The organism is Algoriphagus sp. (genome assembly GCF_039969895.1).
GTDB lineage: Bacteria > Bacteroidota > Bacteroidia > Cytophagales > Cyclobacteriaceae > Algoriphagus.
Map to the genome: position 1 here is coordinate 169,365 of NZ_JBDVMZ010000017.1, position 15,835 is coordinate 185,199.

The window sequence follows — 15,835 nt, forward strand, 5'->3', positions numbered from 1 at the left end:
GCATTTACTACCCCTAGCTTACTGGTATTATTCTACATCATCATGGCACTCATCAGGATTACACCCCATACCCCATTGTTTACAAGCAGTATAGTAGGACATACCACTATCACAAAGAACTGCAACAGCCATGAACTCTGAAGTATCATAAACAGGCACTTCAGCTAAAGCTGGCTTGTGGATAGTAGTACTTAAGACAAAACCTAATGCAATCATTGCTGTAAAAACTAGTTTTTTCATAAAAGTTAATGTTTAAAGTGAACTGATTAATTATTTCGATTGTAAACTACTCAGGTAATTCAGAAAAAAAAGGATACCTTAATATTTCTTTTTCAATCAGGTATAAGTAGTTGATTTTCAAGATTAAAAATTTAATTCATTTATCTCAACCCAAAAACTCCCACACAGATCTATACCCTTCCTTCTCCTCGAAGTACTTCAACAATCTATCAAAAAAGGCATTTTGAGCCAACGTGCTGCTATCTCCGACCAAAACTAATTTACGCTTCGCGCGCGTCAAGGCCACATTCATCCGGCGCTCTTCGGATAGGAAACCTATTTCCCCACTATCGTTTGATCGAGTCAGAGAGATCAATATAAAGTCCCGCTCCTGACCTTGGAAACCATCTACTGTGTCTATAGTGATTTGCTCGCCGAGGGACCTCAAGTTCGGGAAATCGTAAGACTCAAAAACCAAGCTTCGAATCAATCGAACTTGTGCACCATAGGGAGCGATCAACCCAATCGTCCAGCCTTGTTCTTTGAATTTGACCAACCCAATAGAAGTAATCAACCTATTGAGATGAGTACAGGCGAACCTAGCCTCCTCGGGATTGAAGGTGCTTAGGCTTTCCTCCTCCACTTGCTCGGTATAACCAGATCCTGCCGTGTCGATCCACTCTATCGCAGTTTCGCCTTCGAAGGTATGAGTTAAGGTATTTTCCGCTGCTTTTAGATTGCCCTGATAAAACCACTCATTCGAAAAACCCATAATCAGTTCGGGCATTCTATACTGAAGCTTCAGCATGTGCGCGGCCTGAGGCTTGCGTTTGATTACTTTTTCGAAAAGCGTTTCCGCCAAACCTTCTTTCGCTGCCAGTTTGGACTTGATTGTTGGTGGAAGTTGAAAATGATCCCCTGCGTAGACGACTTTCTTGGACTTCAAAATCGGAATCCAGGTGGCAGCTTCTAAGCCTTGCGCAGCTTCATCAATAAATACCACGTCGAATTTCATTCCTTTCAGATGGTAGGAAGAAGCACCCACCAAGGTACTTGCAAAGACTTTTGTCTTCTGAAAAATATCAAACTGTATGTATTCTTCCAGCGCTTTTGAGGCGTCCCGAAGTCGGGAAACCTCCTCGTACATCAGCTTTCGCTGCATCCGCTCCTCATGTCCAAAGTTGCGCTTGTATTGCTTCGCCAGCTTCAGGTATTGATCCGTCTCTTTGCGCAGCTTCTTCAGATCCCGGTAGCTATCATGAAAAGCAGTCTTGGCATCCAAGGTCTGATTCAGAATCTTCTCCTCCACCCGGGCTGGATGACCGATTCGCAGCGTTTCAATCCCATTATCCAAAAGCTTTTCCACCAGTAAATCTACCGCGGCATTGCTTGGCGCACAGACCAAAATAGTTTGTCCGGCTTCCACCGCATCCTGGATGGAAGCGATCAAGGTCGTGGTCTTTCCCGTACCGGGAGGCCCGTGCACGATAGCCACATCTTTGGACGTTGAGATAAGTTCGCAGGCTTGATTTTGGGAGAAATTGAGATGAGGCTTTGGGGAAAAATGGCTGGCAGAAAGCTGCGGTGCTTTTTGTCCCAAGAGAATCTCTGTCAATTCCTGAATGCGCTTATCTTCGGAAGAAATCACTTTTTTCAGCGCAAATTCCATTTCTCTATAGCTCGCCTCGTCAAAGAGCAAATCTACACCAAGTCTATTGCCATGCATCCAATCGGGGATTTCATCCACTTGTAGGGTCACCACCATGGAGTCTTTGCGCACCTGATTGATCACGCCATGCACTCTGTCGTCGTTGGATTGATAACTGTCTTGAGTAGTGAAAAAAGCGACAGATTTCCCTGAGCCAAAGGAAGAAGAACTCTCCTGACTCATTCGCTCTACTTCCACCAAAATCCGCTCTCCCATCCCGATTTTGCTCTTTTTGAGCTGAACCGGATGCCAGGTGATACCAGCTTTTTTCTTTTCCGCCAGGGAAGTAGTTAGAAATTTCTGCTTGTATTGGGCAAGGTCTTCCTGCCATTCGATCTTCAGCAGTTTCAATCCATTCTTTAATTCTTCCGTGATATTGGGCATCAATCCGTATTTTAGACGAAACTAATAAAAACCCTAAGAGTTTACCCAACTCTAGTCCCATGAACTACCTCGCACACGCATATCTTTCTTTCGGTCAGGACGAGGTACTGGTGGGGAATTTTATCGGAGATTTTGTGAAGGGAAAAATGATAAAAACCTATCCTGTGGACGTTCAGCATGGAATAATGCTGCATCGGGAGATCGACAAATTCACCGACACACATCCGCTTGTACGCGCCGGGCAAAGCTATCTGAGAGAAAAGTACAGGCTTTATTCCACGGTAATTACAGACATCTACTTTGATTATTTTTTAGCAAAAAACTGGAAGAGGTATTCAGATATTCCTTTGGAAGCTTTTGTCCAAAACACCTTTGCAACGCTGAACCATCACCGAATACTCTTTCCTCCGCGCTTTTCGGCTATGTTTCAATGGATGGAAAAAGACAACTGGCTCATCAAGTATCGAGAGATGGACGGGATACGCCAGACCCTCACCGGCATGTCCCGACGCACACGATTCCCTTCCAAAATGGAGTTGGCACATCTTGATTTGCTAGAAAAAGAACAGGAATTTCAGGTGATATTCTTCGCTTTTTTCGCAGATTTGGAGACTTTTGCACGACAGAAATTACTAGAAATCCAAAATCCCCATGTTGGTCATTAAACCAAAAGTATCCACATACATTTCTCTGAGCCTCGTAGTTTTAATCCTGATTGCAGGCTTGGTTTATATTCTGCGGGACTTTGCTTACACCGGTAGCTTTGGAATTTGGTTTTACTTGATCGCCTGCACGATCATCACACTGGTGATTTTGATGCTCTTGGTGAAAATGCTGGCAGGCTATCGATTTATCACCGCAGGACGAGATCAGATCATCGTCAAACTACCGCTTAGGGGATTCAGTAAAGCTTATCCCGTCTCTCAAATTCTGGCTTGGGAAGAAGAAATCGTCTTAGCTAATAAAAAAGAATTTCGACAAGTGACTATTGCATTTTCCGATCATCAGTCTATCTCAGTTTCTAATCACGAGCACGAAGCTTATACTGATCTAGTGGCATATTTGGGCAAAAAAGCTGGGAAGCAGAAGGTGAAGAAGTGATGGTGAGGTGTCAGATGTGGGATGACCGATGCTCTTGAATGTGGTGAGTGGGTGTACGATGCTGTAGAAAGTAAAATGCGGTAAGTAGTAAGTAGAAAGTGGAAAAATTGAAAGGTTGGAAGCCTGAATTTGCTACACCACCGATCTTATCTCACGAATGGTCAAAATAGTCCAGCTTCTGGAGAATCAGGTCAACCATTGAAGTAGGAAAACTAGCTTAATTTCCACACTGTGTTCTCCGTGTAACCTTTGTGGGTAATGTGGTCAAAAATAGTTGGTGACTTTGGTATAAAATTTCATTATAATTTGCCACAGATTTGAAGAGGACGTAAGCTCTGCTGAGGAGCAACTTACCAGCAATAAAATCTGTCAAGTGGAATGGAAGGGCTTCGTTTTTTCGGAGCCCTTTTTTATGCTTCATTCTTCTTGTCCCATGGCTTGGAAAACCTTTTGCCTTGTTGATTTTTGAAGTACAGATACCATTTCAAAAAGCTTTTTCTGTTTGCGTTCGAAAGTCCTCTATGGACATTGAGATTGTTTTTTAAATGTCCGAAGAACGACTCCAGACCGTTTGTTGATTTGGGTATTTTTGGGTTTTCCAGATAGTGAAACAAATTGGGCAGTGCGCTCATAATAACAGAGAAGGAACGCTTCAACAGCTTATGTTTATACCAGTATTTTCCCGTGGTGGGGTTCACGGTTTTCTCATGCACAAACTCATGATGACGGGCATCCCAATTGGCCAGATCCAGCAGCCAAAAGCTGAGCTGCTGTTGGGTACGGATCAGATGCAGTGTAGAGATGATTCTTCGAAGTTCCTGACCAGGAATACTCTTTGGTTTACTGGAAAGCCATATTCTGCACATACGCTGGACATGGATCACACATCGCTGAAGAGTCACATCGGGGCAAACTTTCTTCACCGCCCGTAGTAGAGCCCGGTGACCATCACAGGTGATGGACTCAACCTGAACACCAAGGGCTAGCAGATTTCCCAGGTCTTCTTTCAGCTCCTCATACCGTTCTCCACTACTGAAACGGTAGAGCTGGGTAAACTTGACGGTGTTGTCCCGATACAGAATCAGACACAAGTCGTTGGTGAAATAAGTGCCGTCAATGATCAGATTTACACGCTCAGAGGGATAAACACTCAGCATCGGAGGCTTTTTCAAATAGCCTTTGAACAGCCGCTGGATGGTACTTTTACTGTACCCTGTGAGAACAACCAACTGCTCCAATGTTTGCTTGCCGATAACCCACTTTTCAAACCATAGAAATTGGTTGGACTTAGCCACCGATGGATTCGAACTGGTAAAAAAAATCCCGCAGTTTTTGCATTTATATCGCTGCTTGCCGCTTTGCTTTCCCCATTTAATTGAGTCCAGAAAGCCACATGCCCAACACCTTTTTTTTTGACTTTTCCATAAAGCAAAACAACCTTATTGAAATGACTTTCAATAAGGTTGTTGTAAAATTCAGTAAATCAACATTTTACACGGGTTTTACCAACTATTTTTGACCATTAAATCCCTTTGTGAACTTTGCGGTGTAAAGAAAAAAGCCTGAGATCGAATCCCAGGCTTTCAGCTTATTTTCTAGTTCGGAAGTTCTTATCGTATAGTTCGATGCTTTCTCTAATGATTCGTATCGCATCTTCTTTACCAAGGAAGTCTTCGACTTTCACTTCCTTATTTTCGAGCTTCTTGTAATCCTCAAAGAATCGATGAACTTCTTTCATCAAATGCGGAGGAAGATCGTCTATATCATCGATGTAGTTCACAGATTGGTCACCAGCAGCTACAGCTATGATCTTATCATCTGCCTCACCACCATCTACCATTCGCATCACTCCGATCACTTTGGCTTCTACTAAGCACATGGATGGAATATCAATCTGAGAAATAATGAGTATATCCAATGGATCGTGATCCTCACAGAAAGTCTGTGGAATAAAGCCATAATTTGCAGGATAATGAACCGCTGAGAAAAGCACACGATCTAGCATGAGCATTCCAGTTTTCTTATCCAGTTCGTACTTCCCTTTGCTTCCTTTTGGTATTTCTATTACTCCTGTTACTACCTCAGGGGCATTTTTACCGATGTTGACGTCATGCCAAGGATTAATCATAGTATCTTATTTTGTTGATAAAAAGTGTAGCTTTTTGCAAAGCACGTGCAAAGATACAGTTTAGCCCGAAAATGCCCAGAAAGGATTTGCTATTTCATACTTGGAAGAGTGACCTTGAAAGTCGCTCCCTCCCCAAATACTGATTCCATATCTATTCTACCTCCCATTTGCTCCACCGCTTCCTTGACCATATAGAGACCTAGGCCAGTTCCTACGTTCTTTTGCGTAGCTCGGGTGAATAGGTTGAATACATCTGGGTGATGTTTTTCTTCTATACCTATTCCGTTATCTGCTAGGGTGATTATAGCTTCGGATTCTGTGACGGCTACTGTCAGACTAATCTTATTTTCACTTAGGTCTGGCTTTTGAAACTGCACCGAGTTACTAAACAGGTTATTAAGAATCACCCGTATTTTTGAGTCATCAGAGAAGAATGGAAAAGCTTGATTGATCTCAATGTCTATTTGAATATGATTGATGTCAAACTTTGCTTTGTAGGCATTCAGTTGTTGCTCTAAAATATCTTTGAAGAATATTTCAGATACTTTATTGTCAATTTTGGTCGAACGGTAAAAGTCTAGCATTTTGTAGATAAAATCATCCAATTTGCCCGTAGCAGTATCAATCATATCAAAATACTCCCAGGCTTCTGGGTCTTTGAGTTCCATTTTTGCCAGTTTGGACACTCCCGAAATACTCATCAGCGGACCTCTCAACTCATGGGATAAACTGTAAACAAATTGGTTCATCTCAGAATGCAGTTTCTTGAGTTTAAGATTTTTATCCTTGAGCTCTCGACGCATGAAATAAATATCTGCAGCATTTTTGATCGAATTTTTGATCTGCTCGATATTCCAAGGCTTATCTATGAATCGATAGACTTCGCCTTTGTTGATAGCATCTATCACCGAAGCAATATCGGAGTAGCCCGTCAGTAAAATTCGGATAGGATCGGGATTGAACTTCATCAGTTCTTCGAAAAACTCCGTCCCAGTCATACCGGGCATTCGCTGGTCAGCTATCACCACATGAACGTCTTCTTCTCTGGCTATTTTCAGCCCGTCCTCTGCATTAATGGCAGTGAAAATCTTGAAATCTTTCCTTAAAGTAGCTCTAAAGGATTTTAGATTATTGTCTTCATCATCTATATAGAGGACATGAATTTTATCATTCATAGCGTTCAGTGCTTTGATATATGGGCAGCGTAATTTTAAAAGTAGTTCCTTGGCTTTCTTCAGTAATTACCTCCAGCTTACCCTTGTGATTTTCAATAATAGAATAAACTATCGAAAGCCCCAAACCTGTGCCCTTACCTACAGCTTTGGTCGTAAAGAATGGTTCAAAGATTCTTTGCTTGACATGCTCCGGCATTCCAGGACCATTATCCATGATCTCAATTGTGACGGCATCTTGCAGCGATTGCGTCCGAATCAGTATATGTGGATCAGTGATAGCATCGATATGATCTGCCAAGGCATGTACGGCGTTGTTGATGATATTCATAAATACCTGATTGATCTTACCAGCCAAGCATTCTACCATTGGTAATTCACCGAATTCCCGGATGATACGGATTTTGGTAGGCATGGTGCTATTCAGCAAAATTATCGTGCTGTTGATTCCATCATGAAGATCTACTTTCTTCATATCCTGCTCGTCCACTCGTGAGAACAATCTCAATCCTTTGACGATTTCAACGGTTCTTCTAGCGCCATCATCCATCCCCTTAAGCAGTTGATTCACCTCATCAAGCACATAGTCTAGCTCAAGATCTTGTTCTAGTTGCATCGCTGCTTTGTGTGATTCAGGGCTAAACTCTTCGGCACCTTTAGCTCTGTAAAACTCAATCACCTCCATAATGTCCTTAATATCTCGTTTTAGAGGCATTATATTAGAACTCACAAAGTTGATCGGATTATTGATTTCATGTGCAATACCTGCGGTCAGCTGTCCAAGTGAAGCCATTTTTTCTTGATTCACGAGCTGGCTTTGGGTATTCTGAAGGTTGCGAAGGGCTTGCTCTAGTTCGTCAGTCCTTATTTTAACTTTATCCTCCAGAATTGAGTTCTGCTCGCGTACTAAACGCTCGTTCTCGTTTAGAACTCTTACAAGTTCTAATTGCTCGCGTTCTTTTTCTTTTTTCAAAACATTGATCTTATCTGCTAACGCAAAGGAAAGCAGCAGGGCTTCGCAGGCAGAGCCAAAAGTGAAAATATAATTAGTAAAAAAATTATTGGGAAGAACATTAATATCATTGAGTAAGAATATAATCATACTCAATATCAATAATGACCATGATAGGAGGAAAAACTTAGCTGGTCTATAGCCTTTTCTATAACTGTATATAGAGATATAAAACAAATAAAACGGAACTATTCCTAAGAAAACTTGCAAAACCCTCACTCGAGAATTAATAGTACCTATATCCGCCAAGAACGCTATAAACACAAGAATATAGATCAAAATAATAAGCAATCCAGCCTTACTTAATTTCTTGCTTATCTCATTGATTTTAAGAAAATTAAGTGAATAGTAAATCCCCACAATATTCACTAACACAGTAAAAAGGAAATAAGAATTCTGCTTTAAAAAGTCACTTGAAGGCCAGAGGTAAACATCAAGGTACCCCGCGATGATTCCCTGTGTCATACCTACTACAAGAATATAGGTAATGTACAACCCATATATTCTATCTTTTGTAGATATCCAGAGAAATAAGTTATAAAAAAACATCGCAAAAACAATCCCAAAATAAACTCCAAATAGGACGTTTCTTTCGTTTATACTCAATTGAAAATCATCTTCACCGACTACATCGATCGGAATAGTGACACTTCCAAAGCTCTGGATTCTCACATAAAAAACATTCTCCCCACTCTCTGGAAGCCTTCCAATATTAAAAAAGCTTTCATAATTATCCTTCCTGAAATTGATTCGCCCTAACTTAGTTACAAGTTGCCCATCGGTATCATACACCTCAATTTCAGTAATCATGGGGTTATTGAATGTGATCAATGCCTCCCCATTTTCAAATCTCTCCCGCTTTATTTCTAGCTTGATATAAAGTTCTTTTTCATAATGACCCAAGGAAATAAATGGCTCCTGAATAGAAAGTGCTGAATCCGGGTTTTGCTCCATAAACGCCTTGATAGTTGGCGTCTTATCACTCTGCAAGCTATAACCTAGGTAATCAAAATCACTATCTTGCTTAGTAGAACAGGAGATTAATGAAACGATGGTAAGAAGGAGTATAAAAAAATTTCTCATTTTATATAAGATGTATATTCGAGAACAACAGTTCTTCCGCGATAATTTTCTTCAATAATCAAATGCTCGTTATTTCTGATTTCAAAAACAGACTCTCTAAACTCAGGAGTCACAAGAGGTAACCCTACCGCATCATGCAATTTCATAGCTGTAGCAATTAAATCTAACTTAGGATAATAGAAAGTACCATTATTCCCTACTTGTGTTAATATTTCATAGCCAGTTTCGTGGCCTAATTTTACGGTCATGGGTGCGAGTAATGCGTACATTGAGGTTAATCCAAGTTTAGTCGCTAAAGCCAAACAGGCTTTTGACATGAAAATAGCTCCTATACCCAAGCCTGTAATTTTCCTAGAGTTCCAAAGACCACAAATCTCACCCGTTCCGGAATCAATATCTGCATTAATAATATCTCTAATACTAACGTCCAAATCTTCAATAGCCTCCACTATTGGTAAAGGATAGGTCGCATTTGCTTTATGAATTCGAGCGCCCCCATAGATTAATCCGTCTTCCTTCGACTCCACAATCACCACAATAACATCTGGATTCTCAATCCATTTGTCGTTAGCGGAAGTTACTTTTTTCACTCCTATACTCTCCAGCACTTGTCTATGCCCCTCTATAAATTTGAGACATCGTTCTCGATCATTTACAGCTCTAAATGCTATTAGCTTAAACATACGTCTTATTGAACAATCAAACTAGCTGAAACATCACGTCTAAACGCTCTCATAGATGGCTCTCCAGCCTTATTTAATCTCACCATAAACCCCTCATGCTTACTCAGATCTTTATTGAAGATCTTAGTAAGCTCATTTTTAAAGTGCAATATTACCGACTTTTCTTCTTGTGAAAACCCCGTATTGGATTCCCTCAGGACCCTATGAAATACAAACAATGCTGCTGAAATAGGCTGAAAACTAAAACCAGAAAGATTTGCTTGAATCCAAACCCTTTGTACTGCAGCTCCTAACTTTAAAAACGCCATAGGTGTATATTCATCTACCTGAAATAATAAAACTGCTGAAGAGGTGAGTATAGTCTGGTCAGACATCCTTGCCAATCCGTAGCCTAAATCATTTTTTCTAAAAAACGCTACTGTTCCCGGGTCACGAACTAGCCCCATAGCGGCTCGCTCAGCAGATCCCAATTCCAGAGTGGCCACGTCAATACCGTCTTTAGTGGCAAGGGCTTCCTCGTCAGACCAGCGAATTTCACTCAAAAATTCTGTGTGTGATTGTTTATGAAGCAATCTCAGTCGGTCCATACCTCCTACTATAGGCGCCAATTTTTTCAGCTCAACTAACTCATCTATAATTTCCAAAGTAACTCCTTGCCCTTCTGCTAGGGATTGCAAGGCCAAGAGTTCTTTTGGATCGATAATAAATCTCTCAGTATTTTTACGATTAGTACATCGCAGGTCAATACCCTCTACCAGATGGCTATAGTTAATAGTTAGGCAGTTATCAGATTTGGAATTGAAAACAATAGAAGCGATCAATTCCTCTCCAAACTCTTTAATGTGATGATGAACAGTAAGATCTATCCCCATCTTCGCAGCAGCTAAAGTCAGGGTCTCTAAGGCCGCTCCGAATGCGAGTAAGGATCCTGTCCCTAGGTAATCCAAAAAGGAATCACTACTATTTTTGTCATGCATCAAGTGCAAGACTCCATTCTGATCAAATATCCACTTCCATGGCTGACAATTTCCTCCTGATGGTGCTGTGTTTGCTTTTTCTACCAGATAATTGAGCTCTTTGGCTGAAAGTCTGTAGTCCGATACAATTGAACTCTCCGGAAGTAAAGAAATGAAATATTCATTTGAAGGGCTAGACTCGGTAGCTACTGCAGCAGGCATATCAATAGAAGCTTTTATTAATTCGTCTAAATCAATAAAATACCTTCCTGAGGTGAGATTCTCTCCTAGCAGCAATCTTCTAGAAGTATTAGCAACGGTAGCACCACCTAAATAAACTGCAGATGCTAGTTGAGGCCATGAACTTATACTCTGATTAACCTCCAGGAGTGACGCCTTCATTCTAGTCGATACAGTACTAATTCCAGTGATTTTCAATGCCATAGGCAGCTTTTGGTTTTTGCTGAGGGTCTTTAGACTACTAGAACTAATCCCTTCAATCAAACCATGAAATATAGGTCGATTGACTTCTTTATCAAATCGCTCTACATCAAGCATGCCTCTATCTGAAGTTTCCATCAGTACAGGTATTCTTTTTTCCTTTGCCTTTTCACGTGCAAGTACCTTAATATCGAGGCTGTCGCATTCGTCTATGAGCAGGTCTAAGTCACCACCATCGGAAAGAAACGACTCTATAGTTGTTTCATCAATCCCCTCTCTAAACAGGGTGATTTTCAAGTAAGGATCTATTTCAGAAATTTCCTGCGCTGCCAAAACCACTTTCTCCCTTCCCAAATCAAGAACTCCTGCTTTGATCCTGTTAAGGTTGCTCAATTCCAACGTATCAAAGTCTGCCAATCTCATTTCGCCACATCCACGCTCTAAAGCTATCGCAAAGGCTATGCTTTGACCAACTGATAGTCCAATAATCCCAATTTTCTTCTTTCGAAGTTCCGCTTGTTCATTGGGAGTTATTTTATAGTTGTTTCGCTGGGTTCTTACTTTAATAAAATCTTCTTCCGGTAAAAGTCTCACCAGTGATTGTTTCCATGGAAAATAAACCCAGGTACCATACTGATCCCTAGCCCTTTCTCGAAAAAACTGAGCTACCCTATCGGAAAGCTCTTCTTGGGAAAAAACCTCGGATGGGTTATTTGCCTTGATCAATTCTCCAACCTGATTGTCTAATTGATCAATCACTTGGATCGAGGAATTACTATACAACTCTTTAAAGACCGGAGATCCAGAAAAATCTATGGGGTGATAGACAATTGGACCTATATGATCTTCACGTTTGAACTGTGAACTACTAAGCATGATTTATTATCGGGGGTGATAAAGCTGGGTAAAGTTAAGCCATTCAACTATAAGTCCAATTTTTTAGATAATTATATAAATTGCTTTTTTGCTTTTTCAAAAGAATATATTGGACAACACTGAAATGAACACGCTAAACTCTATTAGTTGTCGTGGTTACAGTGTAGTTATCCTATTTCAATTCCTAGAGAAAATAAAAAACAGGCGTGGCCTAAACATTTGAATTCGTCAGTTCATCCTATGCTTTTGGTTCTATACTCGCGAGGAAGTGGCCCCGCACAAACTTTTTTTTCTAAAATCTACCCTTTTATTGTAGTGGATCGATAGTTTTTAGACAAATTTGTCATATGGAAACCAAGCCCGAGGAAAAAATAAAAATTTTATACGTCGATGATGAAGAAAATAACCTTCAAGCATTTAAGGCGACTTTTAGAAGAGACTACCAGATTTTCCTTGCGGTAGAGGCACAGGTAGCTCGGGATATTTTGGACAAGGAGGCGATTGATATTATTATCACTGACCAGAGAATGCCAGGAGAAACCGGCGTGGAGTTTTTAGAATCTATAATTCCAATTCACCCTAACCCCATCAGAATCCTACTCACAGGATACACTGACATACAGGCTGTTATAGACGCGATCAACAAAGGCCAAGTGTATCACTACCTGACCAAACCATGGGAGGAAGATTATTTGAGGACGGTTATAAAAAATGCGTTCGAAATCTACACCTTAAGACAGGAAAATGAAAAATTGACAAAGGCGCTTATTAAGTCAAACGATCAATTGGAATTTATCCTTCGTCAAAACCTACTTTCATAAATTAATACCGCGCGGCTAATAATAGCTGCAGTTCCTTGTGACTAATACCGAATCTCCTTCCCATATAGGCATTAGTGAGGCTACCTCTATAGGTATAAACTCCCCTCAAAAACCATTTGTAGTTAAAGATCATCTCTTCTGCTCCTCCCAAATCCGCCATTTGTAGGATGATCGGCGTAAAAATATTGCTCAGGGAATAAGAAGCAGTTCTCGCTACTCTGGATGCAATATTGGGTACGCAGTAATGAATAATGTCATGTACCTGATAGACTGGCTCATCATGGGAGGTCATCTTTCCTGTTTCGATACAGCCACCTTCGTCGATCGCAACATCAATGATAATGCTTCCATGCATCATATTGGCGACCATCTCCTCTGAGACTACAATTTTATTTCTGCCCTTTTCAGCTCTCAAAGCTCCGATGACTACGTCGGCTTCTGATAATGCTTGATTCAAAGTGAAATTATCTATCGTCGAGGTATAAACCTGCTGACCTAGCAACTGCTTAAGTCTCCTCAACTTATAAATATGATTGTCAAAAATCTTAATGTTTGCACCTAATCCCAAAGCAGTCCTTGCAGCATATTCGGCGACAGTCCCCGCTCCGATTATCACTACCTGAGTTGGCGGAACTCCAGTCACTCCACCCATCATCAGTCCTTTCCCATTGTTTTCGCTGGAAAGGTACTCAGAAGCGATTAACATCACCGTGCTTCCCGCAATCTCCGACATCGCACGGACCACAGGCATTCCTCCCACTTTGTCTTCCAAGTATTCAAATGCAACTGCCGTGATTTTCTTTTGATTCAGCGTATGAATAAACTCTTGGTTCTGTCTTCCCAACTGAAGTGCGGAGATCAAACAACTCCCAGTGGTCATATAACTTAACTCCTCTTCGGTAGGTGGATCTATTTTCAAAACCACCTCTGACTCGAATACCTCCTTCTTGGAATTCGTCACTTTTGCGCCAGCATCAGAAAAATCCTGATCCGAAAACTTAGCCTGCAGACCAGCCCCTGCTTCAACCACCACACTTATCCCATTATTGGTAAGTAGCCCCACGGATTCTGGAGTGATGACTATTCGCTTCTCCTGAGTGGACACTTCCTTAGGCAAACCAATCACGAGAGAGCGGTCACTTTTTCTCACCTTTGCAGGAGCCTCTTTGGGGATCAGACCCACGGCTGTAAGTTGTTCTAGTTCAGCTGGCATCTTTGATGTGTTGAAGGTTCAGGGTTCGTTTTGTTTCCGAATCAGTACTGATCCGAATTAGGAAGAATTTCTCAGGTAAAAATGCAGCAATTTTCTCTGCCCATTCTAACCAGCAATAATTCCCGCTATAAAAATACTCCTCTATTCCAATATCCAAGGCTTCTGAAGGATCATCTAACCTGTAGAAATCAAAGTGATAAAAGAGGTCTCCCTGTTGATTTTCATAGTGATTTACGATCCCGAATGTAGGGCTACTGACTTGATCTGACACAGAAAAAGCTTGGGAAAGGGCCTTTATCAGCGTGGTCTTACCTGCGCCCATATCGCCTTGGAACACCCAAACTTTTTCATCGGAAGCTTCTCTAATAACTGTCTGAGCGGCACTTTCCAGCTCATGCAGTTCGTAGGTAAATTGGGTCAACTGTGTTGCTATTTTGGTGACAAATGAACAATCGGAATGATCATTTCTTCCAAAGATACGCCTCCATGCTGAAAGGTGTCTTTATAGAAGTTCACATAATAATTGTAATTATTCGGGTATGCAAAGAAATAATCCTCCACAGCAAAAACATAGGTAGAAGACACATTTAATCTAGGCAACTTTGCATCTTCTGGTTTTTTGATTTCGAAAACCTTCCCAGCCTCGAAATTCAAATTTTTACCCTGCTTGTATCGGAGATTAGTAGTTACATTCTTGTCACCGATGATTCTATAGGGTCTATTCACTCTTTTTGTCCCATGATCAGTAGTGATAATCACCTCAGCGCCAGCATCGTGTATTTTTTTCAACAGTTCAAATAAAGAAGAATGCTCAAACCAACTAGTCGTCAATGAGCGATATGCTGACTCATCCGGTGCTAGTTCCCGGATCATTTTCATATCCGTTCGGGCATGAGAGACCATATCGACAAAATTATACACCAGGACGTTTAGATCATTTTGAAGGAAGGTGTGAAACTGCTCCAATACAGCCTTACCTTGATAGGCTTGTATAATTTTATTGTAAGAAGTCTTAAGCGAAAGCCTGTTTTTGTCTAGGTTTATTTTCAACCAATCTTCCTCAAAATTATTTTTCCCTCCTTCGCTATCCTCATCCTCCCAAAACTGCGGATAGAATCTGGCCATGTCCATTGGCATCATGCCACTGAACAGCGCATTCCTGGCGAAAGCGGTAGTAGTAGGCAAAATACTGTAATAGTTATCCTTGTTTTTAATATTGAAATATGGGGCTATGATGGACTCAATATCCTCCCACTGATCCAATCTGAAATTGTCGATGACAATAAAAAACAGCGGCTTATTTTCAGTGAGATTTGGGAAAACTTTCTTCTTCATCACTTGGTGCGAAAGCAGCGGCTTCTCCGCATTTTTCTCCTCCATCCAGTCCAGGTAATTCTCCTTTATGAATTTACAGAAATTAGCATTGGCTTCTATTTTCTGCGATTCCAGCACAGGAAGCATATTTTTGTTTTCTGTATCGTCGATTTGCAACTCCCAATACGTCAGCTTCCTGTAAATATCCGCCCAGTCTTGATGATCTACAGCATCGCCAAAAGCCATGCTGATGTTCATGAAATCCTGCTGATAACTTTGAGTGGTCCGCTCGTCGATCAACTGTTTATTTTGAAGAAGTTTCTTCACTGAAAGCCATATCTGGCTTGGATTGATAGGTTTGATGAGGTAATCGGCTATTTTTCCCCCGATCGCATCATCCATTATATGTTCTTCCTCACTCTTGGTGATCATGACCACCGGCACTTGAGGTTTCATCTGCTTGATTTGCTGCAGGGTCTCCAGACCAGTCATACCTGGCATCATTTCATCCAGGAATATGACATCAAAGTTTTTTTGCTCTACCTCTTCTATTGCATCCACGCCTGAGTTGACGGTAGTGATGGCATAGCCTTTTTGTTCGAGGAAAAGAATATGAGGTTTGAGCAAATCGATTTCATCATCAGCCCAGAGTATGTTGAATTTTTGAGACATTACAGGTTCCGTTTGTTTTAAAATTATAATTACTTTTGAGTCCAACAAAAAA

14 protein-coding genes are annotated in these 15,835 nt (G+C 41.0%); 3 read left to right on the plus strand and 11 right to left on the minus strand.

Annotated elements, in window-relative coordinates; all coding sequences use genetic code 11:
• Positions 1 to 27: 27 nt before the first annotated feature.
• Complete coding sequence (locus tag ABJH64_RS14465; RefSeq protein ID WP_348274705.1) at positions 28 to 240, minus strand: hypothetical protein; 213 nt, start codon at positions 238 to 240, stop codon at positions 28 to 30.
• 145 nt (positions 241 to 385) lie between these two features.
• Positions 386 to 2,311 carry an AAA domain-containing protein gene (locus tag ABJH64_RS14470; protein ID WP_348274704.1) on the minus strand — a complete coding sequence of 642 codons (1,926 nt, stop codon included), beginning with the start codon at positions 2,309 to 2,311 and terminating at the stop codon, positions 386 to 388.
• A 59-nt stretch (positions 2,312 to 2,370) separates the two neighbouring features.
• On the opposite strand from ABJH64_RS14470, the gene ABJH64_RS14475 reads away from it, so the two are divergent.
• Positions 2,371 to 2,976 (plus strand): ACP phosphodiesterase, encoded by a 606-nt coding sequence (locus ABJH64_RS14475; protein ID WP_348274703.1) that lies wholly within the window; start codon positions 2,371 to 2,373, stop codon positions 2,974 to 2,976.
• Positions 2,963 to 3,412, plus strand: a complete 450-nt coding sequence (locus tag ABJH64_RS14480) for a hypothetical protein (protein WP_348274702.1) — start codon at positions 2,963 to 2,965, stop codon at positions 3,410 to 3,412. The genes ABJH64_RS14475 and ABJH64_RS14480 overlap by 14 nt, the downstream gene beginning before the upstream one ends.
• 410 nt (positions 3,413 to 3,822) lie before the next feature.
• Here the strand turns inward: ABJH64_RS14480 and ABJH64_RS14485 are convergent, their stop codons facing one another.
• From ABJH64_RS14485 to ABJH64_RS14510, 6 genes are all read right to left on the minus strand, one after another.
• Complete coding sequence (locus ABJH64_RS14485; RefSeq protein WP_348274701.1) at positions 3,823 to 4,707, minus strand: transposase; 885 nt, start codon at positions 4,705 to 4,707, stop codon at positions 3,823 to 3,825.
• A gap of 293 nt (positions 4,708 to 5,000) precedes the next feature.
• Positions 5,001 to 5,540 (minus strand): inorganic diphosphatase, encoded by a 540-nt coding sequence (locus tag ABJH64_RS14490; RefSeq protein WP_348274700.1) that lies wholly within the window; start codon positions 5,538 to 5,540, stop codon positions 5,001 to 5,003.
• Positions 5,541 to 5,629: 89 nt separating this feature from the next.
• Positions 5,630 to 6,715: a hybrid sensor histidine kinase/response regulator gene (locus ABJH64_RS14495; RefSeq protein ID WP_348274699.1), complete on the minus strand. Its 1,086-nt coding sequence runs from the start codon at positions 6,713 to 6,715 to the stop codon at positions 5,630 to 5,632.
• Positions 6,708 to 8,807 carry a 7TM diverse intracellular signaling domain-containing protein gene (locus tag ABJH64_RS14500; RefSeq protein WP_348274698.1) on the minus strand — a complete coding sequence of 700 codons (2,100 nt, stop codon included), beginning with the start codon at positions 8,805 to 8,807 and terminating at the stop codon, positions 6,708 to 6,710. Before ABJH64_RS14500 ends, ABJH64_RS14495 begins: the two co-directional genes overlap by 8 nt.
• Entirely contained in the window at positions 8,804 to 9,490 is a 687-nt protein-coding gene (locus ABJH64_RS14505) for a hypothetical protein (protein WP_348274697.1), read from the minus strand. Before ABJH64_RS14505 ends, ABJH64_RS14500 begins: the two co-directional genes overlap by 4 nt.
• A gap of 5 nt (positions 9,491 to 9,495) precedes the next feature.
• On the minus strand, positions 9,496 to 11,763 hold the full coding sequence (locus ABJH64_RS14510) for an Rv1355c family protein (protein WP_348274696.1): 2,268 nt from the start codon (positions 11,761 to 11,763) through the stop codon (positions 9,496 to 9,498).
• 347 nt (positions 11,764 to 12,110) lie between these two features.
• Here ABJH64_RS14510 and ABJH64_RS14515 point away from each other — a divergent pair, with 347 nt between their 5' ends.
• Complete coding sequence (locus tag ABJH64_RS14515) at positions 12,111 to 12,584, plus strand: response regulator (RefSeq protein WP_348274695.1); 474 nt, start codon at positions 12,111 to 12,113, stop codon at positions 12,582 to 12,584.
• Position 12,585: 1 nt separating this feature from the next.
• Here the strand turns inward: ABJH64_RS14515 and ABJH64_RS14520 are convergent, their stop codons facing one another.
• From ABJH64_RS14520 to ABJH64_RS14530, 3 genes are read right to left on the minus strand one after another with little or no spacing between them, the layout of a single operon-like run.
• A complete protein-coding gene (locus ABJH64_RS14520; protein WP_348274694.1) occupies positions 12,586 to 13,797 on the minus strand; it encodes an alanine dehydrogenase in 1,212 nt (403 codons plus the stop codon).
• Positions 13,787 to 14,218 (minus strand): tRNA (adenosine(37)-N6)-threonylcarbamoyltransferase complex ATPase subunit type 1 TsaE, encoded by a 432-nt coding sequence (gene tsaE / locus ABJH64_RS14525; protein WP_348274693.1) that lies wholly within the window; start codon positions 14,216 to 14,218, stop codon positions 13,787 to 13,789. The genes ABJH64_RS14520 and tsaE overlap by 11 nt, the downstream gene beginning before the upstream one ends.
• 8 nt (positions 14,219 to 14,226) lie before the next feature.
• Positions 14,227 to 15,783, minus strand: coding sequence for a bifunctional response regulator/alkaline phosphatase family protein (locus ABJH64_RS14530; protein WP_348274692.1), 1,557 nt, complete (start codon positions 15,781 to 15,783; stop codon positions 14,227 to 14,229).
• Between the last annotated feature and the right edge of the window lie 52 nt (positions 15,784 to 15,835).